Consider the following 21,364-nt stretch of genomic DNA (forward strand, 5'->3'; position numbering starts at 1 on the left):
TCACTGTTGGCAGAATTCAAATACCAACGAATATTGCAGATAGTGATTGCATATAACCATAGAAAAAAATAAATATCCGTTATGAAACAAATAATCAACACAGTTAATGCACCTGCAGCTATCGGACCTTATTCACAAGCTAATATGGCCAACGGAGTTTTGTATATCTCCGGACAGATTCCTGTAGATCCTGCAACTGGTAAATTGGTAGAAGGTATTGAAAAGGAAACGCACCAGGTAATGAAAAACCTTGAAGCGATTCTTACTGAAGCCGGCATGACTTTCAAAAATGTTGTAAAAGCTACCATCTTCCTTAAGAGTATGGATGATTTTGCTGTAATGAATGATATCTATGCATCTTACTTAGATTCAGAAAGCTATCCAGCTCGTGAAACAGTACAGGTTTCATGTTTGCCTAAAAATGTGGATATCGAAATTTCTATGATTGCACATCAGGATTAATGAACTTTATAAGAAATACAATTGCGGTTCTGATAGGTCTTGGTATTACAGGACTTATTATTACTCTTGGTATAAGGGCTTTTCCGCAATGGGTAACTTTTGAGGCTTTTGCTCCGTTTGAGCATTGGCAAAGGTTTCTTTTCAGCATGAAAGATGATAAGGCGTTTTTCGGCTTCCTTTTGTTTATTTCCGGATTAGGGACTACCGTCGGAGGAGTGGCAACCGCTATCATTGTTAAATATGCTAAAGTAGCCTATGCTATTCTGATTGGCTTTATTATGCTTTTTATTGCCATGTTGGATGTTATTATTTTTCCCTATCATCCTACGTTTTATAAGATCTCCATTTTTCTTACGTTCTTTCCGTTTTCCTGGATTGGAGGTAAGATTGTAGAAGTGATCTATGAAAGAAATAAAAAGAAAAGTATCGCTGACAAAATGAATAAGTCTAAATAAATAATAAAAAAAACGCTGCAGATTCTGCAGCGTTTTTTGTTGAAAAGAGTTAGTAGATTTCCATATTAAACATATTTCAAAAAATAAAGGGGATAATCCAGCTCAAAGGTTTCATGGAAAATGGTAAATCCATTTTGTTGATAGAAGGTTCTGTTTTCTAATGTTGTTGTTTCAACATATATGAGTTCGTTCTCATATTTACTCATAGATTCTTTTAAAAGTTTTGTTCCAATTCCTTTTCCCTGTTCACCAGGAACTACAGCCATTAACCATAAATGAACAAATTTTTCTTCCGGATGAAATTTTGCTAAGAGTTTTTCTCGTTGTAAAACTTTAAAGATATTTTCAATTCCAATACAATTGAACAGCAATTTTATTTCAAGCCAGATTTTTTTTAAACTGATCGGGAATTTGTCTAAGTATAAAATGCACGCTTTGTGATCGTCGCTGAGAAATATACTTCCATTTAGTATTGATAGATCAAATTGAAATTCCATTAATGCTTTCAATCTCTTATATCTGTTGCCAGAATTCTTTATGACAAAATTGATAGAATTAGGAATAAGAACATTTATGAAAGCCTGGCATAAAATAGTAACGACTTTTTCTCTATCCTCATAGGTAGCTTTTTTCATGCATTTTTGTTTTTTCAAATATATAAAAAATAGAAGTGTGTTAATCAGAGTTTTATATGGTTTGTGTTAGTTTCTGCATTGAGCTTAGTTAACTTATTTTTTTCATAAAAAACCATTCTTAAGCAAGAATGGTTAAATTTTTAATGTGAAATCAAAGAAATTCAATTAAGGCATTTTGAATCCTTTGGTATAAATTCTTCCGTAATCATCCACGAATTTCACCTGTACATTCCCCTGATATTTCTCAAGGATCTTTTCTACGTCTTTCTGTGAATTGACAGGTTTACCATTGACTTCAATGATGATGTAGTTATCTACAATTCCGATTTTAGCCATTTCGCTGCCCTCAGATACGTTTTTAGCAACTACACCACTGTTCAGTCCGTATTCTGTTTTGAAACGCTCTGTAAGAGGGTCAAATTCAGCTCCGATTTTTTCAGTTACGGTAAGATCTGCTTTTGTTCTGGTAGAAGTACCTCCTTTTTGGTCTCTCAGTGTGACAGTAGTAGTGCCTTCTTTACCATTTCTTGAATACGTTACCTGAACTTTATCACCAGGACGTTTGCTTCCGATAGACATGGAAAGATCGGCAAAATCTGTGATGTCGTAGTTGTCTACTTTAGTGATTACATCTCCTTTTTTCAATCCTGCATCTTCAGCACCGCTGTTTTCACCAAATCCTGTAACATAAATTCCTGAACCTACTTTCAGATTTGTTTTAAACTGCTTGTTGTAAGATGCTACTAACTGATCATTTGAAAGATCTAAAGACTGAACTCCAAGGAATCCTCTCTGTACAATTCCGAATTTCTTGATATCCTCAACAATTTTTCTCGCCAGGTTAGAAGGAACGGCAAATCCGTATCCCTGGTAATATCCTGTGGTAGACTGAATCGCAGAATTGATCCCGATAAGTTCTCCATTGGTATTTACCAAAGCACCTCCTGAGTTACCCGGGTTAATAGCAGCATCCGTCTGGATGAAGCTTTCAATAGGATTAGCAGCTTTTCCCTGGCTTCCCAGGATTCCGATACCTCTTCCTTTAGCAGAAACAATACCTGCTGTTACCGTAGAGTTTAATCCTAATGGATTTCCTACTGCAAGAACCCATTGTCCTACATCAATATTGTCAGAATTCGCAAAATTCAGATAAGGAAGCCCTTTTTCTTCAATCTTTAATAAAGAGATATCTGTATTAGGGTCTGTTCCTACCAATGTTGCGATATATGATTTCTTGTTGCTTAGTACAACTTCCAGCTTATTGGCACCTGCTACCACGTGGTTGTTGGAAATGATATAACCGTCCGGAGAGATGATTACCCCTGAACCCATTCCCGATGGCATATTATCAGGAACCTGCTGCTTTTGTCTCTGCTGGCCTCTTCCACCGAAAGGATCTCCGAAGAAAAAGTCAAACAAATCCTGCTCTGAAGCTCTGCTTGATGTTCTGCTTTGATAATTTTTAATAGTTACTACAGCGGGAACGGTTGTTTTAGCCGCCTTTACAAAATCATCACCTACTGCTCCCGTATTCATTCCTGCGAATGAAGTATTGGGTGCTGCTGTTGTGAAATAAGATTGATCTCCATTGTTGGAGCCGTGTCCGAAATATTGTAAAGCTCCAACGGTAGTAGCTCCGGAAAGGACTCCAACTACTGCAAATGGTAATAGTTTTTTTAAAGTACTCTTCATTGTATATCTTTCTTGTTTATTAATTAATTTTCTTTTTATGTTTTTGAGTAAACAAATTTAATGTTAAATAAGTAAGCAATTAGTATGCTATGTTTCAATTTTAACTAAAATTTAACGGCTATTATATGATTTTGTGCCTTATGTCATAATTGTTAATGCCACAGTTAACAAAACTTAAAAAAAAATTAAAGAAAATATGGCAGACTTATCATACATAGTGATCTGATTTTCATTGCTGGCAGGTTACTGATTATTGTTCGTGATTGGTGTCATAAATATACTTAATTCTAAAATGATTATCTTTGCAAAAATTTTTATTCTCACTTAAAACGTTTATAGCATGCAACTGTATAACACCTTAAGCGCAGAAGAAAGAGCTCAACTTATTGATGAAGCCGGTAAAGACCGTCTTACTTTGTCTTTCTATGCGTATGCCAAAATCGAAGACCCAAAAAAATTTCGCGACGAATTATTTATAGCCTGGAATGCCCTTGATGCTCTTGGCCGTATTTATGTTGCTACAGAAGGAATTAATGCTCAGATGAGTGTTCCTGCAGATCAGTTTGAGGCTTTTCGTGATACGCTCGAAGTTTATGACTTCATGAAAGGAATCCGTTTGAATGTAGCGGTAGACCAGGACAATTACTCATTTTTAAAATTAACCATAAAAGTCAGAAACAAAATTGTTGCTGACGGTTTGAATGACGAAACTTTTGATGTGACCAATAAAGGAATTCACTTAAAAGCTCAGGAATTCAATAATATGCTGGAAGATCCCAATACCATTGTTGTAGATTTCAGAAATCACTACGAAAGTGAAGTAGGGCATTTTGAAGGTGCCATTACTCCGGATGTGGAAAATTTCAGAGAAAGTTTACCCATCATCAATGAACAGCTACAGGATTTTAAAGAAGATAAAAACCTGTTGATGTACTGTACCGGAGGAATCCGTTGTGAAAAAGCCAGTGCTTACTTCAAACACCAAGGTTTCAAAAATGTTTATCAATTGGAAGGAGGTATCATTGAATATACACGACAGATCAAAGAAGAAGGAATAAAAAGTAAATTCATTGGTAAAAACTTTGTATTTGACCACCGACTGGGGGAGAGAATTACAGATGATATTATTGCACAATGCCACCAGTGTGGAAAACCTTGTGATAATCATACCAATTGTGCCAATGATGCCTGTCATTTGTTGTTTATCCAATGCGACGACTGTAAAGCTGCGATGGAAAACTGCTGTTCTACGGAATGTCTGGAGACCATTCATTTGCCGTGGGATGAACAGGTGAAACTGAGAAAGGGATTACAGGTTGGAAATAAAGTATTCAGAAAAGGAAAATCAGATGCCCTGAAATTTAAAAACTCAGGAGATTTAACTGATAAGCCTTTAGCAAAAGCTGAGACAAAAAATATCCGTCAGAAGATTGCTGTTAAAAAAGAATTGATTGGAAAGGCAGAACATTACTACTCAAAATCAAAGATTGCACAGTTTTTAATTGAACATAAGGATTTATCAGTGGGTGATAAAGTATTGATCTCAGGTCCTACAACGGGAGAGCAGGAAGTCACCATTACTGAAATCTATGCTAACGGAGGGCCTTGTGAAACGGCAAACATTGGAGATCAGATTACTTTTGCGCTGCCATTCAGAGTTCGTTTGTCTGATAAATTGTACAGAATTGTGCAAAATGCATAATTCATAGCTGTCAATACAATTATTTCTGTTTTAACAACTTAATAATTCCAGACTTACAATGACAACAAGCGGAAAAATAGAACTGATGTCTCCTGCAGGAGATTTCATATCACTTCAGGCGGCTATAGATAACGGTGCAGACTCTGTCTATTTTGGAGTTGAGCAGCTCAACATGCGTGCAAGAGCAACAATGAACTTCACCATTGATGACCTGCCGGAAATCGCCAGAAGATGTGCTGAAAAAGGAGTAAGAACGTATCTGACCCTTAACACCATCATCTATGATCATGATCTTTCTATCGTCAGAACACTTTTAGATAAAGCGAAGGAGGCCGGTCTTACAGCAGTGATTGCAATGGACCAGGCTGTAATTTCTTATGCAAGGCAAATTGGTATGGAGGTGCATATTTCCACCCAGATTAATATAACCAATATTGAAACCGTAAAATTCTATGCTCTTTTTGCTGATACCATGGTGATGAGCCGTGAATTAAGTATCAGCCAGATCAAAAAAATCTGTACTCAGATTGAAAAAGATCAGGTAAAAGGACCTTCCGGTAATCTTGTTGAAGTGGAGATTTTCGGGCATGGTGCCTTATGTATGGCAATATCCGGGAAATGTTATCTGAGCCTGCATTCCCATAATTCTTCAGCAAACAGAGGTGCCTGCAAACAGAACTGCCGGAAAAAATATACTGTGATTGATCAGGAGTCAGGTTTTGAAATTGAACTTGATAACGAATATATGATGTCTCCCAAAGACCTTTGTACGATTGGTTTCCTGAATCAGATTGTGGATGCCGGTGTGAAAGTCTTGAAGATAGAAGGAAGAGGAAGGGCTCCTGAGTATGTAGCAACAGTTACAAAATGTTATAGAGAAGCAATTGACAGTATTGCCGAGGGAACGTTTTCTCAGGAAAAAGTGGATGAATGGATGAAAGTTCTGGAGACCGTATACAACAGAGGCTTCTGGAGTGGTTATTATCTTGGTCAGGAGCTGGGTGACTGGTCTTCAAACTCCGGTTCCAGTGCAACACAAAAGAAAGTCTATATTGGAAAAGGAAGGCATTTCTACCCGAAATCCAATATCGCAGAATTTGTGGTTGAGGCCTATGATATTTCTGTAGGAGACAGTGTCCTTATACAGGGACCCACTACAGGATCACAGGAAATGGTCATTGAAAGTATGATCGTTGATCAGAAGACAGGAGCAGACAAGGCAACAAAGTCTGATGTGATTACTTTCCCTACGAAGTTCCGTGTACGGCCAAGTGACAAATTATATAAAATTGTTAAAGCGTAATGGTCATTGCTACACTTCAGAGAGATAAATGTATTGGTTGTAATTACTGTGTCGAATTTGCTCCGGAATATTTTAGAATGTCTAAAAAAGATGGTAAATCAGTATTGCTTAAGACGATTGATAAAAAAGGCTTCTACACGTTAAAAACACCAGACCACGAAGCGTTTGAATATTTGGAGAGAGCCGCCAACGCCTGTCCTGTGAAAATTATTTCTGTAAGAATTACTTGATCATTATGCTGAAAGCTGAGCTTAGAAAAAAATATACCCAAAAAAGGAAAGCCTTGTCTCCAGATGAGGCTTTTCTGTTATCTGAGAAGATTTTTGAAAATTTCATTCAATATTTTAAGCCAAAAGAATCAGAAAAAGTACACGTTTTTATCCCGATTCCGGCAAGGAAAGAAATTGATACCCAAATCTTCATTCAATATTTTTTAGCGCACAACATCCGTGTTTATGTTCCTAAAATTGTTGGGGATAAGCTTATTAATATTGAGATTTCTGAAGATACTGTTTTTGAAACCAACAATTGGGGGATCTCAGAACCTGTTTCCAATGAAGATTCCGGCGAAAAATACTTTCATTATGTGATTACGCCTTTGTTGTATTGCGACAAAAAAGGGAATAGAGTAGGCTATGGTAAAGGATTTTATGATAGCTTGTTTCAAAGTATATCTGAGGAGACCAAAAAAATCGGAGTCAATTACTTTGACCCCGATGAATATGTGGATGATGTCTGGGAAAAGGATATTCCCCTGGACTATTTGGTTACTGCTACTGAAGTGCTGTCTTTCTTAAGCGGTTTGGAATAAAAATCTAAAAAGTAAAATTTAAATTCTTTTTTAAGTTTGGAAGTAGAAAGCAGAATATACTGTGCATTCTTTTCAAAGCTCCCTAAAGACTTATTTTTATTATCAAAGTATTCCACATTGAACTTGGCGTAGTCCAGCGTATCTTTTTTATAAAACTCTTTATAGACATTCAGGTTGCTCACTTTAGCTGTTTTTGCTTTCATGCTGTCCAGTTCTTTCAGCAGCCTTTTAAACGTCAGAGAATCCGGTTTGTGGAAATAGCTTTCCATTTGTGAATAAATCACGGTATCTATTTCTGTATTTCTGTTTCCGCTGAGATATAAGGTAGACAGATCAAGAAGCTCCTGAACTTTCTGCTTGGTGATGGAATTAATCGCCTGCATACTATCCATCTGTACGGCAGGATAGCTTTTTTCATTGTTGCTGTTTCGTAGTTTATCGAGGTCGCTCACCTCTGATGTTTTATTATTACATGCAATAAATAAAGTCAGAAGCACGGTGAAAATTAAAAAATTACTTATTCTTTTCATCTGTGGTAGCAATTTTAAATTTGATGGATACAATTTTACCTTTGGTATCCTTTTTCATTTCTATTACATTCAGGTTTTTCAGAGAGGTCGTTGGAGTCGTTACCAGCGTGATATACTTCTGCTTATCCAGTCTTTCAATGCCATAAGTATCATTATCATATACCTGGTAGATCACGGCATTTGTGCTGATTAGGTTTTCCAGCTGGTTTCTCTTCTGCTTAATGAGTGCAACCTGTTCGTCAGGATTCCCTCCTTTGATATCTTTGATAGAGAAATAATAGACAGCCATCTTATAATCATCCGGCTTTAGTTCTATTTTTTCTTCTTCAGGGGCATTTTCAAGATTTCTGTTCACTTCCAGAGGCTCATAGAAAGGAGCACTGATTCGCATTTTTAAATTTTTATCCTTGGTAGAATAATAAAAACATTCGCCTGGTTTTATTTTATACATCAACGGAGATTCATTTTCCTTCACTACCATTATTTCTAAAGTATTGATCACAGAAACACCTCTGTCCTTATCAATGAAACAATATTTGTAAGTTTTTGAAAAAAGTACATCTTTAAAACCTAAAAGACCGGTAATCGTAATCAAAACTGAAGTGACAAGTGCCCAGGCATTCTTTTTGAAGAAATTTTTCTTAGGCGGAACAGCTGAAATTTCTATCTCATTTGTTATTGTTTTGTTTTGTGTAATTTGTTGATTTTCAGTATTCGATTTTTGTAAATCAGTATTTTCTGGGGTCCTGATTTCAACTTTTTTAGGTTGAAGTTCAATTTTTGGAAGTTCAGGAGCTTCAGAAACTGTTTTTTCAAGTTCTTCGAGATCTTCGTCTTCAAAATTTTCATTTTCCTGAAGTAATTCACCCGCAAAAAGATGCTGTTTCTTGAAATCGTACCATGAGTTGTAACCCGCATAAATGCTCAATAAATTGAGCATGTCTATTCTTGGTAGTTTAGTAACCGGTGAAGTTTTAAAATAAGTGTAAAATGACTTTTCACTGATGTTTCCTTTCGCTTTTTTTCGAAGGTCTTCCTGAAAATATATAATATCTATACCCTTCCACTTGGATATGTCATCCTGCGAAGGGGTATATTCTTTTAAGTATTGACCCTGAACATCCTTTTTTAGCTGTTCAAAGTGTAATAGATCTAAATCTGTCAATTTTTCAAAAAATAATTAAATTGTTGATTATCAGCTATGTTTTTTTGTAAAACTATTTTACAAAGGTATTACAATTATTTTTCATAGACAAATTTTCTAACTGCTCTACCTTTGTCTTGTTCAAATAACAGAACAGAAGAAAATTTTATAAAACAATATTAACAAAATTAAATTTAATTTATTATGAAAAAGTCATTATTCGTAGCTGCTATCGCTGCAATCTCTCTAGTTGCTTGTAAAAAAACTGAAGCTACTGCTACTGAAGGTACAACTGATTCTGCTGCTGCTACTGTAGCTGATTCTGCTGCTGTAGTTTCTGATTCAGCTGCTAAAGTTGTTGATTCTGCTGCAACTACTGCTGTAGAAGCTACTAAAGATGCTGCTGCTGCTACTACTGCTGCTGGTGCTGAAGTTGCTAAAGATGCTGCTAAAGGTGCTGCTGACGCTGCTAAAGGAGCTGCTGATGCTGCTAAAGGAGCTGCTGATGCTGCTAAAGATGCTGCTAAGAAATAATTCTAGCATACGCTTAACAATAAAAGAACCGTTTCACCCAGTGAAACGGTTTTTTTATGCTTAGTCATAGCGAGCTAAAGGCGAAGCAATCTCTTTCATATCAAAATCAGATCAGGAATAGCTTATCCCTTCTTCTGTTTCAAAGATTCATAGCAGGTAATAGCTACTGCATTACTCAGGTTTAAAGAATCAATACTTCCTGCCATCGGAATTAAAGTATTTTTTCCTTTTCCAATCCAGAAATCACTCAATCCGGAATGTTCCGTCCCGAATAATACGGCAGAACGCTGTCTGAAATCTCTCTTATAAATGTCTTCAGCACTTTCATCCATCAGCGTAGTGTAGATGTTGAAACTGTTTTTCTGCAGGAATTTCAAGGTTTCTTCATTTTCAGCCTGATAGACTTCCATTCCAAAAAGGCAGCCAACACTGGATCTGATTACATTAGGGTTGTAGAAATCAGTTTTTCCGTCAGCAACAATCAGTGCATCCACTCCAAAAGCTTCACAGCTTCTTAAAATAGCACCAAGATTTCCCGGTTTTTCTACACCTTCAACAATAATTACCGTAGAATCTTTTTTAGGAACAAATGATGAAAGTGAATTTTCTTTGGTATGGTAAATGCCGATAATTCCTTCGGAACTTCCTCTGTAAGCGATTTTTTCATATACCTTCTCACTTACATAATGGATTTTTCCATCGGGAAGAGTTCCTTTAAAGATATTTTCAGAGATAAAGAATTCCAGCGGCTCAAAATCATACTGTATGGCTCTTTCATTTTCCTGCTGTCCTTCTACTACAAAAACTTTTGATTTTTTACGAAACCTGTTGTCAGTAAGAAGCTTAGTGACATTTTTTATTTTATCGTTTTGAAAACTTTCTATCAACATGCTGCAAAATTATGCAAAATTTATGATTGAACTTCTCTGGTTTTAATAAAAAGGTTTTTCCAAGTCATCTCCATTGGAATTTTATTTTTTCTATTATAATAGATAATGACTAAGATCAAGACGACAATGGATAACAATTTATAGAGGTTTCCATAGAAATTTCCGGAAACGTTTTCCGAAATATTAAAAATTTCCCAGTACAAATTCATAAAAAAATGAAGGAAAATGGCGGTCCATAAGTTATACTCTGATTCAAAATATGCCCAGGCAAAGAATATTGACCCTAAAAATGTAATGGTAAATATTTCGGTAAGTTCTATTAAGTTTTGGCTTTGATACAAATGTACCTGTGCAAAAAGTAAAGATCCTGATAATGCGGATGATAAAAATCCAAGTCGTGTAAATCTGTATAGTATTCCAATAAGAAAAGCTCTGAAAATAATTTCTTCAAAAAATGCTGATGAAAGAGTATTGATAAACAAGGATTCAAAATTTATTTTTGAGATTGTTTTAAAATGAATCAGGTATCCAATGAGCATAGGAGTAGTTCCGGTAAGTGCTAACAGAAATCCTTTGATAATGGGTTTGTTTAATGAGAACAGATCAAGGATATTTCTTTGAGGTAACAGAATTTTTAACGTGACTATCAATGGAATTAATGTTACCGAATAAGCAATTATATGGGCTATTGCTTTACTGTGAAACAGATCTTTTGAGAAAGTCTGTATGGTTTTAAAAAAGAGAAAATCGAAGAAATAATAGGCTGTAAACCCTAGAATAAAGATGGAAAAGAAGCGGATGTTTTTACTCATGTCTGTTAATTTTGAGAAAAAATGTAGCTTTAAATCAATGCTTTCAAGTTAATGTGATCAATGACAAAGAATAGTGACGAATGACAAAAATTATGAATGCTGCTGTTGCAATTGAGGAATAACTGAAGGAATAAAACTTCTTGAAACAGGAATTTCAAAATCGATTTCGGGAAGAACTAATTTATAACCCTGAGCATTTCCTTTGAGTTTCTTTACCTTTCCAAGATTGACAATATAAGAACGGTGGCATTTTTTGACAGAACTTGTTTCGATTTGTTGTAAAACATTGGTTAAACTTATTCTGATCAATGCTTTTTTTAAGCTGTTGTTTTCTAAAAAGTAAAATGTACAATAGTTTTCCATAGACTGAACGCAAAGAAAATCTTTTTTATTCATGACAAGCTCGGTATTCTGGGCTGATATTTTTAACAGATTTTGTCGTTGTGCAGGAGGCGAAACGGGAAGGTGTTGAGAAATGTCGTGGGCTTTCTTTTCATGAATAGTCTTTAAATAGATATACCGTGATAAAATATAGATGATAGAAATAGGAATTCCGATAGCCAAAGTATACAGGAACATATAAAAGTAATTGACTATATCCAGTTTTACATGGCTCAAGAATAATGAATTGTAAAAGTAGGATAGAATAGAACCCGTACATAGAATGAAAGTTATTTTTAAGAGTTCCGAACCAATATTCCAGTTGCTGAAACGGGAAGTTATAAGATTAGCCATTAAAAATGCAGTTCCAAAGATTATGCAATAGGGAAAAAGTAATACAAATTTATAGGGATGCTGAAAGTTTTCCGTACCAAAAGGCTGAAAAATAATCAGAAACAAATAAACAGCAGCTCCTGCTCCCAGTGAAGAAACAAAAATTTCTTTGAAAGATTCGGATTTGGGGTATGGATGTGCTGTAAATGAAAACATAAAATCCAGATTTAGCTTTCAGATGTTTCAATAAAATTGCCGTTGTCAATAAGACTTTGTGGCAGCTCTTTTTTATTTTTAATTCCTAATGATTTTAATTTCTGAGTCTGGATCACCAGGTTGTCATTTCCGGTATGAAGCTGTTTGTAGGCATCATTGAATACATTTTTCGCCTGATCCAGATTTCTGCCTACTTTTTCCAGGTTTTCTACAAAACCTACGAATTTGTCATAAAGTCTGGCTCCTCGATCAGCAATTTCAATAGAATTTCGGTTTTGATATTCGCGTTTCCAAAGATCGGCAATCAGCTTAAGAGAAGTGATCAGATTGCTTGGATTAAGCAGAAGGATTCTTCTTTCATAGGCATAGTTCCAAAGATTCTGGTCTGCCTGCATTGCCGCAATATAAGCCGGTTCACTTGGAATAAACATCATCACGAAATCCAGTGATTTTCCATAGTCATCGTATGCTTTTTGACTGAGTTGATTAATATGATTCTTGATAGATCCGAGGTGCTGGCTCAGTTTTATGGCGTAAACATCAGCATCAGTTTCGTCAACCAATTCTGTGAAAGCAGTCAGAGATACTTTAGAATCAATGATGACATTTCTTTCATCCGGGTATTTTACAACAGCATCAGGACGCATTTTCTTTCCGGAGAATTCAGAAAATAAAGCTTTATTGTCTTCATCGCGCAATTCATGTTCGAGAAAATATTCTCTTCCTTTTACCAATCCTGATTTTTCAAGAATACTTTCCAGAATCATCTCGCCCCAGTTTCCCTGAGTTTTGCTTTCTCCTTTAAGGGCACGGGTCAGTTTTTTGGCATCTTCGGAAATCTGCTGGTTCAGTTCTGCCAGTTCTTTCACCTTTTCTGCAAGGGAGAAACGTTCTTTATTTTCCTTTTCGTAAGCTTCGTTGACTCTATTTTTTAAATCCGCGATTTTCTCCTGAAAAGGTTCAAGGATATTTTTTAAGTTATTTTGATTTAAGGTAGTAAACTTTTCAGTTTTTTCTTCTAAAATTTTATTGGCAAGATTTTCAAACTGAAGTTTAGAATCTTCCTGAATTTTAACAATTTCTTCTTTCTGGGTGTCAAGAGATTGTTGAAGACCTTCATTTTTGGCAGAAAGTTCAGAGTTTTTAGCATAAAGAGTCTGTTTTTCAAGAATGTGAGTTTCTATCTGAGAAGTCTGTCTCTGATTGATTTGTTTTAACTCCTGAAACTGAAGATTTAAGGATGAATATTCGGCAGAGATTTTAGAAAATTCATTTTTAAGGTCATCCAATAGATCCTGCTGCAGCATATTGGCTTCTTTCTCTTTACTGATGATTTGATTAAGCTCCTGAATTTTCTGGTTTGAATTTTCAAGATCAGATTGGGTTTTAATGGATAAAGTGTTCAGTGCATCATAAGAACTTCTTGAAACCATTGACGATTTCAGTACAAAATATAGTATAACAGCGCCCAGTACACCACCGGCAATCAATCCAATAATTAAATATATCATCTCCATCTTCCAAAATTATGAAAAAAGGTCGGAAGCTGGAAGCGGGATGTTGGAAGTTCCTTTTGGACAGATAAGAACTGACTTTTTTTACAATTAAATTCAATGTTTTTTAAAGGGAAATAAAATGGAAACAATCGCTTTATAAAATTCCATTACCTCTCGCTTCCGGCCCCCAGCTTTCTTTCTGAATTAGAATACCTATATTTATGGGAAATTTCAGAGACTTATGAATATTTTGCTGGTAGAAGATGATCAAAGAATCAGTAATTTCCTGATAAAAGGCCTTTCCGAGGCTGGCTATAATACAACCCTGGCAGATTCCGGGGAAAAGGCACGCGAACTTCTTCATACCTATGATTTTGATATTATTTTAATGGACATCATGCTTCCCGGACTGGATGGAATGCAGCTTACCCAGATCATCAGATTTAAAGGAAACTATACTCCGATTTTGGTTTTAAGTGCCCTGAACAGTCCTGATGATAAAATCAAAATGCTCGATATGGGTGCTGATGATTATTTATCCAAACCCTTCCATTTTGAAGAATTGATTTCAAGGATTAAAGCTTTAACCAGAAGAAATAAAATGAGCTACCAAAAGGAGGATCAATATTTATCATGCGGAAATATTGTGATTGATACAGATCTTCATAAAGTAACTCAGAATGATAAGGAAATAGAATTTTCCCCTACGGAATACAAACTGTTTACTTTTCTGATGGAGAATAAAAATAAAGTGTTGAGCAGAACCCAGATTTTACATAAGGTATGGGGAATTGATTTCGATAATACAACGAATGTAGTAGATGTTTATATTTCCTATGTCCGTAATAAGATTGATGAGACAGAACAGAAAATTATTCATACCGTAAAAGGAACCGGATATTTGATCAAAGACTGAAGATGACGCTAAGAAGTAGATTTACCCTTATTTCAAGCCTCTCATTTGGCATCGTTTCTATCATCACATCTGCGGTGATATTTTTTGCCTATTATGACAGTACCAAGATTTTCTATTTTGAAAAGCTCAGAAATACGGCTCTTATCTCTGCTATTTATTATCTTGAAAAGGATGAACTCCCGAAAGACCGACATGCCCAGATTAAAAAAGAATACAATCATCTGATTCAGAATAACAGGGTAGCGGTTTATAATCAGAATAATGAAGTTACCTTTGGACATAACCTGAACGATAAGAATATAAAGCTTTCCCATTTGCAGGCTGTCCGAAAAAACAAAGGAATACAGTTTATGTCTGATAATCAATTCTACTACGGAATTTTTTATCCTGATAACCAAGGTGACTTTGTGGTTTTTGTGAAGTCTTCCAACGATTCTTTCCAGTCGCAGATTCTGAGGCTTGCTATTATCATGCTTTCCGTATTGTTGATCGGGCTTCTCGCAATCTATTTTCTGAGCAGATACCTTTCTAAAGTAGTTTATAAACCTATTTCCAATGTAGTAGAACGGATCAATAAAGTAGAGTATAATAACATTTCTACGGCAATTATTACTTCTACCAATACCAATGACGAGATTGAAGATTTGATAAAGTCCTATAATAAACTGTTGGGCAGAATCTCTGAAAATGTACTCTTGCAGCAGAACTTTATCAATTATGTTTCCCATGAATTCAAAACACCTTTAGCAGCGATTTCTGGAAATCTGGAGGTGTTTGCCCAAAAAGACCGTACACCGGAAGAATACAGGGAAGTGGCTAAAGAGTCATTGGAAAATGTATATGAGATTGAAAATATTCTCAACAATCTTTTGCTGATGTCCGGAATGACCAAACTGGAATCATCTCACAAACTCATGAGAGTGGATGAGCTGATCTGGAAGATTTATGCAAAACTGGAACCCAAAGCAAAAGAAAACCATTCATCTATCAAAATACAGCTTCAGGTAACAAAACCTGCTTTACTGGAATTCCCGGGAAACGAAACACTTCTCTACCTGGCGTTATATAATATTGTAGAAAATGCCATCAAATATTCCTATGACAAACCTATAGTGATCACATTATCTGAAATGAACAGTCAGTTGTACATTGAGGTCAGAGATGAAGGAAGAGGAATTCCGGCTGATGATCTTGTGAAAATATCTGAGACTTTCTACAGAGGAAAAAATGTAGATACTGTAAAAGGCAGCGGAATTGGTTTATCGCTTTCAAAAAGTATTTTTGACCATCATCATATAGTGATGAAAATTGATTCTACGGTCAATGTGGGAACCAATGTTCTCCTGGAATTTCCTGCCCATTCGTAATCGTGTTATTTGTGAAAAGATTTTTGTTTTTCGTGTTTAAAAAAAGTTCTAATCAAACTCTAATGTTGAACTAACCGAATTTTAATTTTCTTTACAATTCCCTCTAATCTTAGACAAATAGCTTTGTGGTCTTAAAATAAGAGACTTTGAAGAAGCTATTTTTTACCCTATTTTATATTCATTGTTTCAGTTTCTTTTCAGCACAGATTTCAGATACCCTGAAAGTTGGAAGAAAGGAAGCTGAAACTATCTTTTTGGCTAAAAACCTTGACCTTATTGCTCAGAAGCTTGAAATTTCACAAGCAGAAGCAAGAGCTGTTCAGGCTAAATACTGGCCTAACCCTACATTGAGTATCAGTGAAGTCAATCTATGGAGAACTTATGACATAGAAGAACAGCCGGCATTGATCGGAAACTGGGGAAAAAATACTCAGATTTCTGCGGAAATAGAACAGGTGATTCAGACTGCGGGTAAAAGACGAAAAAATATTGAGCTCCAGAAAATAGAAGTGGAAGGAGAGAAGTATGAGTTACAGGAAGTTTTACGTGAACTTAAAAAAACACTCAGAAATACCATTACCGAAATTCTTTACAATCAGGAACAGCAAAAAATCTATCAAGGGCAAATTACTTCCATTGAGAAATTAACGAAATCCTACAATAATCAATTAAACCTCGGGAATATCAGTAAAGCTGAATATGTCCGCTTAAAAGCACAGGAAATTGAATTCAAGAAGAAGCTGATTTCATTAAAACAGGAAATCGAAGATCAGCAGGTAGAGCTTAAAGCCTTATTGATGCTGCCTTCTCAATCTTACCTGGTGATAACAGATTCATTTGTGATGCCTGAAAAACAACTTTCTGAGTTGGAAGTGAGCCAATGGATAGACAAGGCAAAAGAAAACCGCCCCGATATTATGATCTCGAAAAATAAAGAGAAACATGCTGCAAAAAACCTGGAACTTCAAAATGCCATGAAAACTCCTGACGTTGCTGTTTCTATAGGATACGACCGTGGAGGAAATATCATGAAAGACTTTATAGGATTAGGGGTTTCTATGGATCTTTCCATTTTCGACCGTAATAAAGGGAATATCCAGGAAGCAAGGCTTGAGATTGAGAAAAGCAAACTGGAGACCCGTAAAAATATACTGAAATCTGAGAATGAAATTGTCTCTGTTTTCAGAAATTATATCAGAACACAGCAGGTTTCAGAAGAGATTGATGGCAATTACGAATCTACTCTGGACGGTTTGTTAGTAAGCCACGAGAAAAATTTCAGACTAAGAAATATCAGTATGCTTGAGTATATGGATTTTCTGGATACCTACATCGGAAATAAAATGATCATCCTGGATACTAAAAAAGAATTGAACCACTACTACGAAAACCTGCAGTATGTTGTAGGACAAGATTTATAAGATATGAACAAAAATATTACTAAATACACCGCTGCAGCTTATTTGTCTGCCCTCATCATTTTTACAGGCTGTGCCGGAAAACAGGAAAATAAAGAAGCTGAAAAAAGTTATTGCATCAGTAAAGAACTTAAAAAAGATATTAAACTGGCCAAAGCAGAACTGCTTCCCATAGAAGAAAGTATTACGCTTACCGGGGAAGTGGAAAGCAATTCTGATAAAACGGTTCCTTTTGTAAGTCTTGTAGACGGAGTCGTGATGGATACCTATTTCTCACTTGGTGATTATGTAAAAAAAGGACAAACGTTGGCAAGCGTAAAGAGTACAGCTGTGAATGAAATGCAGGATGATACTCAAACTTTACAGGCTCAGCTGGCCGTTGCGAAAAGAAAGTTGTCTTCTGTAGAAGCCATGTATAAAGATGACATTGCCTCTCAGAAGGATTTGCAGGAAGCACGTTCCGAAGTAGCCATCTTGCAATCCAATATTTCTAAAACACAGAAAAATATGCAGCTGTATTCCGCAGGAGGAAGCACGATTCAGATAAAAGCTCCGGCAGATGGATATGTGATTTCAAAGAATATTTCCAAAGGAATGCCTGTTACTGCGGGAGGAGATCAACTGTTTACCATTTCCAATCTGGATAAAGTATGGGTAATGGCCAATGTGTATGCTACCAACATGAGGCATGTTTATGTGGATCAGCCGGTAGTGGTAAAAACGCTTGCCTATCCTGATGACAGTTTCTCCGGAAAGATCAATACGATTTCCCAGGTTTTCAATGAAAACGAAAGGGTACTCAAAGCCAAAATCATCATGGATAATAATGGAATGAAACTGAGACCGGGAATGTCTGCAGATGTTGTATTACCAGTTAATTCACAAAACAAAAGCGCACTGGCTATTCCAGCAAAGGCTTTAATCTTTGATAATAACCAAAGCTATGTAGTGGTTTATAAGAAAGACTGTGAACTGGAGATCAGACCCGTAACAGAGATTGCTTCCAACAGCCAGTATATTTATGTAGAAGGAAATTTAAAACCAGGTGAAAACGTCATTGCTTCCAACGGACTATTGATTTATGAGAACCTGAAAAACCAATTAAATAATTCCACGAAGTAATGCGAAAATTTGTACAGAATATAGTTTCCTTCTCATTAAAAAACTCACTGATTGTTCTTTTGGGAACTTTTCTTTTGCTGGCCGGAGGAATCTATTCCTATATGCATACACCTATTGAAGCATTTCCGGATGTTACCAATACAAGGGTACGAGTTATTACCCAATGGCCGGGGAGAAGTGCTGAGGAAATTGAAAAATTCGTCACCTTACCCATTTCCAAAGAAATGAATGCTATCCCGAATAAAACTTCGGTACGTTCTATTTCTTTATTCGGATTGTCTGTGGTGACAGTTATTTTTGATGATCATGTGAATGATTTTTATGCCCAGCAGTATGCTTCCAATAAACTGGGAAATGTAGAGCTGCCTACCGGAGCAGAATATAGTATTGAGCCTCCTTCAGGAGCTACCGGTGAAATTTACAGATATATTATCAAGAGTAAACTGCCGATCAAAGAAGTAACCGCTATTCAGGATTGGGTAGTGGAAAGAGAATTGCTTGCCGTCCCTGGTGTGGCAGATGTGGTAAGCTTTGGTGGAGAAGAAAAAATCTATGAAATAAAAATTAATCCTACGGAATTACACAATTACGACCTTTCCCCCCTGGATGTGTATGAAGCGGTTTCGAAGAGTAATATCAATGTAGGAGGAGATGTAGTGGCAAAAGGTGATCAGGCTTATGTAGTGCGGGGGATCGGTCTTTTGGAGAAAAAAGAAGATATAGAGAATATTCAGATCGAGGTCAAAGGTTCTACCCCTATTTTGGTGAAACACGTAGCGGAAGTAAAAGTTTCTGCAAAACCTAGATTAGGGCAGGTAGGATACAACAAAGACAATGATGTTGTAGAAGGAATTGTGATCATGCTTCGAGGGGAAAACCCAAGTGAAGTCATTGCAAGACTGAAAGACAGAATAGAAGAACTGAATGGGGGAGAATTGCCAGGTGATGTTCAGATTGTTCCCATCATTGACCGTACAGAACTTGTAAATACAACGGTTCATACCGTGTCCAAAAACCTCATTGAAGGAGTTATTCTCGTTTCCATTATTGTGTTTATTTTCCTTTACAACTGGAGAACAACCTTTATTGTAGCATCAGTTATTCCTCTGGCTTTCCTGTTTGCTATTATTATGTTGAAAATTCAGGGTCTGCCGGCCAACCTGATTTCCATGGGAGCACTGGACTTTGGGCTGCTTTTGGAAGGAACACTGGTTATTGTCGAACACGTCTTTGTCGCCCTTGAACTTAAAGCGAAAAAGATTGGACTGCGGAGATTTAACAAAATTTCAAAACTGGGAATCATCAAGAAAAGCGCAGGAAGTGTAGCAAGTTATATTTTCTTTGCCCTGTTGATTCTGATCGTTGCCCTGATGCCGATTTTCTCTTTCCAGAAAGTTGAAGGAAAAATGTTCTCACCATTAGCATTTACTCTTGGGTATGCATTATTAGGATCATTGATTTTAAGTTTGACCTACGTTCCGGCAATGTGTAAACTGCTATTGACAAAAAATATTGAAGAGAAAGAAAACTTTATTTCAAGATTCTTCAGAGTTAATATCTACAGAATCTACGAGTTCAGTGACCGCCACAAAAAAGGATTCATTGTTGGTTTCGTTGCTTTGCTTGCCGTGTGTGGATGGAGATTTTTCAATTATGGATCTGAGTTTTTGCCCAAACTGAATGAAGGTGCAATTTATGTAAGAGCGACCCTTCCCAACAGTGTCAATCTGGATGAATCTGTAAGGTTAACTAAAGAGATGAAGGAGATTCTCATGAAGTATGATGAAGTAAAATTTGTCATGACCCAGACAGGTCGTCCTAATGATGGAACCGATCCCACCGGGTTCTTTAATATTGAATTTAATATTCAGCTGAAACCTGAAGACGAATGGAAGAAAAAAATATCCAAAGAAGAACTTCTTGAAGAAATGAGAATCTCCCTTGAGAAATTTCCGGGTATCAATTTTGGATTCAGCCAGCCGATACAGGATAATGTGGAAGAATATGTAGCAGGAGTAAAAGCTCCGTTGGTCATTAAAATTTTTGGAAATGACTTATTTGAGCTGGAAAATTACGCCAATAAAGTAGCTAATTCGATCAGAACAGTTCCGGGAATATCGGACGTCAATGTTTTCAAAAATATCGGACTTCCGGAATTGAGAATACAGCTTCACGATTCCAAAATGGCAAAATATGGTGTCTCCACAGCAGATGCACAGGCCGTCATCGAAATGACCATCGGAGGGCAGGCCGCTACCAAGTTTTATGAACAGGAGAGAATGTTTGACGTAATGCTCAGGTTTGAAAAAGATTACAGAGATACGCCTGAAAAAATGGGAAATATTTTGATCCCGACTCAGGACAATAAAAAAGTACCGCTGAAAGAAATTGCAACCATTGATTATCATACCGGACCATCATTTATTTACCGTGAAGGAAACAGCAGATATATCGGAGTCGGATTTAATATTGAAGGACGCGATCTGGGAAGTACCATTAAAGAAGCCAAAGCGAAAGTAGATCAAGAAGTGAAGCTTCCGAAAAAGCATAAAATGACTTGGGCCGGAGAATTTGAAAGTAAAGAAAGAGCCGCAAAACAGCTGGCTATGGTAGTACCGATTTCTTTAGTTCTTATTCTGATGCTGTTGTACTTTAATTTCGGAAATATAAAAGATACGCTGATTTCATCCATTACACTCGCATTTGCATTTATCGGAGGATTCTTATCCCTTTGGTTTACGGGAACCATCTTCGGAATTTCAGCGGGAATCGGTTTCATTATCCTTTTTGGAGTGGCAACCATAGACGGTATTGTTCTGATCGGGGTAATGAAAGAAAACCTACAAAACAGGATGTCCCTCAAAGAATCCATAGCTCAGGGAGTGAAAAGCAGAATCCGTCCGGTGGTGATGATTGCCCTGATGGGTTCTATGGGACTTCTTCCGGCAGCTATGTCAAACGGAATGGGATCAGAAATTCAGAAGCCTTTAGCCATTATGATTGTAGGTGGATTGATCGTCTGTATGCTGCTGTCATTTACAATTCTACCTATCATTTTCCATTATGCCTACCGTAAAAAGCATAAGGAAGCAATATAGTTTCTTTTATTTTGTTCATTATGAGGCCGGGATCCGTGAGGAAGATC

20 protein-coding genes are annotated in these 21,364 nt (G+C 36.4%); 12 read left to right on the forward strand and 8 right to left on the reverse strand.

Going from position 1 to position 21,364, the window contains the following annotated elements; all coding sequences use genetic code 11:
• Nucleotides 1–81 precede the first annotated feature (81 nt).
• Nucleotides 82–462: a RidA family protein gene (locus DEU39_RS15630; RefSeq protein ID WP_034694591.1), complete on the forward strand. Its 381-nt coding sequence runs from the start codon at nt 82–84 to the stop codon at nt 460–462.
• Entirely contained in the window at nt 462–917 is a 456-nt protein-coding gene (locus DEU39_RS15635; RefSeq protein WP_120232568.1) for a hypothetical protein, read from the forward strand. The genes DEU39_RS15630 and DEU39_RS15635 overlap by 1 nt, the downstream gene beginning before the upstream one ends.
• Before the next feature lie 65 nt (nt 918–982).
• On the opposite strand, the gene DEU39_RS15640 is transcribed toward DEU39_RS15635, so the two are convergent.
• Complete coding sequence (locus DEU39_RS15640; RefSeq protein WP_120232569.1) at nt 983–1,552, reverse strand: GNAT family N-acetyltransferase; 570 nt, start codon at nt 1,550–1,552, stop codon at nt 983–985.
• Between the two features lie 165 nt (nt 1,553–1,717).
• Nucleotides 1,718–3,244 carry a trypsin-like peptidase domain-containing protein gene (locus DEU39_RS15645; RefSeq protein WP_062673528.1) on the reverse strand — a complete coding sequence of 509 codons (1,527 nt, stop codon included), beginning with the start codon at nt 3,242–3,244 and terminating at the stop codon, nt 1,718–1,720.
• A 340-nt stretch (nt 3,245–3,584) separates the two neighbouring features.
• Here DEU39_RS15645 and DEU39_RS15650 point away from each other — a divergent pair, with 340 nt between their 5' ends.
• The 4 genes from DEU39_RS15650 to DEU39_RS15665 are packed head-to-tail and all read left to right on the forward strand — an operon-like array spanning nt 3,585 to nt 7,060.
• Entirely contained in the window at nt 3,585–4,946 is a 1,362-nt protein-coding gene (locus tag DEU39_RS15650; protein WP_120232570.1) for a rhodanese-related sulfurtransferase, read from the forward strand.
• Between the two features lie 58 nt (nt 4,947–5,004).
• A complete protein-coding gene (locus DEU39_RS15655; protein WP_120232571.1) occupies nt 5,005–6,249 on the forward strand; it encodes a peptidase U32 family protein in 1,245 nt (414 codons plus the stop codon).
• Nucleotides 6,249–6,479 (forward strand): ferredoxin, encoded by a 231-nt coding sequence (locus tag DEU39_RS15660; RefSeq protein ID WP_062673534.1) that lies wholly within the window; start codon nt 6,249–6,251, stop codon nt 6,477–6,479. Before DEU39_RS15655 ends, DEU39_RS15660 begins: the two co-directional genes overlap by 1 nt.
• 5 nt (nt 6,480–6,484) lie before the next feature.
• Nucleotides 6,485–7,060, forward strand: coding sequence for a 5-formyltetrahydrofolate cyclo-ligase (locus DEU39_RS15665; protein WP_120232572.1), 576 nt, complete (start codon nt 6,485–6,487; stop codon nt 7,058–7,060).
• Here the strand turns inward: DEU39_RS15665 and DEU39_RS15670 are convergent.
• Together DEU39_RS15670 and DEU39_RS15675 are read right to left on the reverse strand one after the other, a co-directional pair.
• A complete protein-coding gene (locus tag DEU39_RS15670) occupies nt 7,009–7,590 on the reverse strand; it encodes a hypothetical protein (protein WP_062673539.1) in 582 nt (193 codons plus the stop codon). The two genes, DEU39_RS15665 and DEU39_RS15670, sit on opposite strands and share 52 nt — an antisense overlap.
• Complete coding sequence (locus tag DEU39_RS15675; protein ID WP_120232573.1) at nt 7,574–8,755, reverse strand: hypothetical protein; 1,182 nt, start codon at nt 8,753–8,755, stop codon at nt 7,574–7,576. Before DEU39_RS15675 ends, DEU39_RS15670 begins: the two co-directional genes overlap by 17 nt.
• A 183-nt stretch (nt 8,756–8,938) precedes the next feature.
• Here DEU39_RS15675 and DEU39_RS15680 point away from each other — a divergent pair, with 183 nt between their 5' ends.
• On the forward strand, nt 8,939–9,268 hold the full coding sequence (locus DEU39_RS15680; RefSeq protein WP_034694620.1) for a hypothetical protein: 330 nt from the start codon (nt 8,939–8,941) through the stop codon (nt 9,266–9,268).
• A 122-nt stretch (nt 9,269–9,390) separates the two neighbouring features.
• Here DEU39_RS15680 and DEU39_RS15685 read toward each other — a convergent pair whose 3' ends face one another.
• From DEU39_RS15685 to rmuC, 4 genes are all read right to left on the reverse strand, one after another.
• Entirely contained in the window at nt 9,391–10,158 is a 768-nt protein-coding gene (locus tag DEU39_RS15685) for a TrmH family RNA methyltransferase (protein WP_120232574.1), read from the reverse strand.
• A gap of 20 nt (nt 10,159–10,178) precedes the next feature.
• On the reverse strand, nt 10,179–10,970 hold the full coding sequence (locus tag DEU39_RS15690; protein WP_120232575.1) for a CPBP family intramembrane glutamic endopeptidase: 792 nt from the start codon (nt 10,968–10,970) through the stop codon (nt 10,179–10,181).
• A gap of 90 nt (nt 10,971–11,060) precedes the next feature.
• Entirely contained in the window at nt 11,061–11,900 is an 840-nt protein-coding gene (locus tag DEU39_RS15695) for a LytTR family DNA-binding domain-containing protein (RefSeq protein WP_120232576.1), read from the reverse strand.
• A gap of 11 nt (nt 11,901–11,911) precedes the next feature.
• Nucleotides 11,912–13,417 carry a DNA recombination protein RmuC gene (gene rmuC / locus DEU39_RS15700; RefSeq protein ID WP_120232577.1) on the reverse strand — a complete coding sequence of 502 codons (1,506 nt, stop codon included), beginning with the start codon at nt 13,415–13,417 and terminating at the stop codon, nt 11,912–11,914.
• Nucleotides 13,418–13,637: 220 nt separating this feature from the next.
• Between rmuC and DEU39_RS15705 the strand changes: the two genes are divergently transcribed.
• The 5 genes from DEU39_RS15705 to DEU39_RS15725 all read left to right on the forward strand — a co-directional run bounded on the left by DEU39_RS15705 (nt 13,638) and on the right by DEU39_RS15725 (nt 21,317).
• Nucleotides 13,638–14,312, forward strand: coding sequence for a response regulator transcription factor (locus DEU39_RS15705; RefSeq protein WP_062673551.1), 675 nt, complete (start codon nt 13,638–13,640; stop codon nt 14,310–14,312).
• Nucleotides 14,313–14,314: 2 nt separating this feature from the next.
• A complete protein-coding gene (locus tag DEU39_RS15710) occupies nt 14,315–15,679 on the forward strand; it encodes a sensor histidine kinase (RefSeq protein ID WP_120232578.1) in 1,365 nt (454 codons plus the stop codon).
• Between the two features lie 146 nt (nt 15,680–15,825).
• Nucleotides 15,826–17,100, forward strand: a complete 1,275-nt coding sequence (locus DEU39_RS15715) for a TolC family protein (protein WP_120232579.1) — start codon at nt 15,826–15,828, stop codon at nt 17,098–17,100.
• Nucleotides 17,101–17,103: 3 nt separating this feature from the next.
• Nucleotides 17,104–18,219, forward strand: coding sequence for an efflux RND transporter periplasmic adaptor subunit (locus tag DEU39_RS15720; protein WP_062673564.1), 1,116 nt, complete (start codon nt 17,104–17,106; stop codon nt 18,217–18,219).
• On the forward strand, nt 18,219–21,317 hold the full coding sequence (locus tag DEU39_RS15725; RefSeq protein ID WP_120232580.1) for an efflux RND transporter permease subunit: 3,099 nt from the start codon (nt 18,219–18,221) through the stop codon (nt 21,315–21,317). The genes DEU39_RS15720 and DEU39_RS15725 overlap by 1 nt, the downstream gene beginning before the upstream one ends.
• Nucleotides 21,318–21,364 lie beyond the last annotated feature (47 nt).

Origin of the sequence: Chryseobacterium sp. AG363, assembly GCF_003610675.1 — a bacterium.
Taxonomy (GTDB): domain Bacteria; phylum Bacteroidota; class Bacteroidia; order Flavobacteriales; family Weeksellaceae; genus Chryseobacterium; species Chryseobacterium cucumeris.

What these genes read in the sequence shown, in the direction of transcription:
- DEU39_RS15630 (WP_034694591.1), top strand. Translation starts at nt 82, where the DNA reads ATGAAACAAATAATCAACACAGTTAATGCACCTGCAGCTATCGGACCT.
- DEU39_RS15635 (WP_120232568.1), top strand. Translation starts at nt 462, where the DNA reads ATGAACTTTATAAGAAATACAATTGCGGTTCTGATAGGTCTTGGTATT.
- DEU39_RS15640 (WP_120232569.1), bottom strand. Translation starts at nt 1,552, where the DNA reads ATGAAAAAAGCTACCTATGAGGATAGAGAAAAAGTCGTTACTATTTTA.
- DEU39_RS15645 (WP_062673528.1), bottom strand. Translation starts at nt 3,244, where the DNA reads ATGAAGAGTACTTTAAAAAAACTATTACCATTTGCAGTAGTTGGAGTC.
- DEU39_RS15650 (WP_120232570.1), top strand. Translation starts at nt 3,585, where the DNA reads ATGCAACTGTATAACACCTTAAGCGCAGAAGAAAGAGCTCAACTTATT.
- DEU39_RS15655 (WP_120232571.1), top strand. Translation starts at nt 5,005, where the DNA reads ATGACAACAAGCGGAAAAATAGAACTGATGTCTCCTGCAGGAGATTTC.
- DEU39_RS15660 (WP_062673534.1), top strand. Translation starts at nt 6,249, where the DNA reads ATGGTCATTGCTACACTTCAGAGAGATAAATGTATTGGTTGTAATTAC.
- DEU39_RS15665 (WP_120232572.1), top strand. Translation starts at nt 6,485, where the DNA reads ATGCTGAAAGCTGAGCTTAGAAAAAAATATACCCAAAAAAGGAAAGCC.
- DEU39_RS15670 (WP_062673539.1), bottom strand. Translation starts at nt 7,590, where the DNA reads ATGAAAAGAATAAGTAATTTTTTAATTTTCACCGTGCTTCTGACTTTA.
- DEU39_RS15680 (WP_034694620.1), top strand. Translation starts at nt 8,939, where the DNA reads ATGAAAAAGTCATTATTCGTAGCTGCTATCGCTGCAATCTCTCTAGTT.
- DEU39_RS15685 (WP_120232574.1), bottom strand. Translation starts at nt 10,158, where the DNA reads ATGTTGATAGAAAGTTTTCAAAACGATAAAATAAAAAATGTCACTAAG.
- DEU39_RS15690 (WP_120232575.1), bottom strand. Translation starts at nt 10,970, where the DNA reads ATGAGTAAAAACATCCGCTTCTTTTCCATCTTTATTCTAGGGTTTACA.
- DEU39_RS15695 (WP_120232576.1), bottom strand. Translation starts at nt 11,900, where the DNA reads ATGTTTTCATTTACAGCACATCCATACCCCAAATCCGAATCTTTCAAA.
- rmuC (WP_120232577.1), bottom strand. Translation starts at nt 13,417, where the DNA reads ATGGAGATGATATATTTAATTATTGGATTGATTGCCGGTGGTGTACTG.
- DEU39_RS15705 (WP_062673551.1), top strand. Translation starts at nt 13,638, where the DNA reads ATGAATATTTTGCTGGTAGAAGATGATCAAAGAATCAGTAATTTCCTG.
- DEU39_RS15710 (WP_120232578.1), top strand. Translation starts at nt 14,315, where the DNA reads ATGACGCTAAGAAGTAGATTTACCCTTATTTCAAGCCTCTCATTTGGC.
- DEU39_RS15720 (WP_062673564.1), top strand. Translation starts at nt 17,104, where the DNA reads ATGAACAAAAATATTACTAAATACACCGCTGCAGCTTATTTGTCTGCC.
- DEU39_RS15725 (WP_120232580.1), top strand. Translation starts at nt 18,219, where the DNA reads ATGCGAAAATTTGTACAGAATATAGTTTCCTTCTCATTAAAAAACTCA.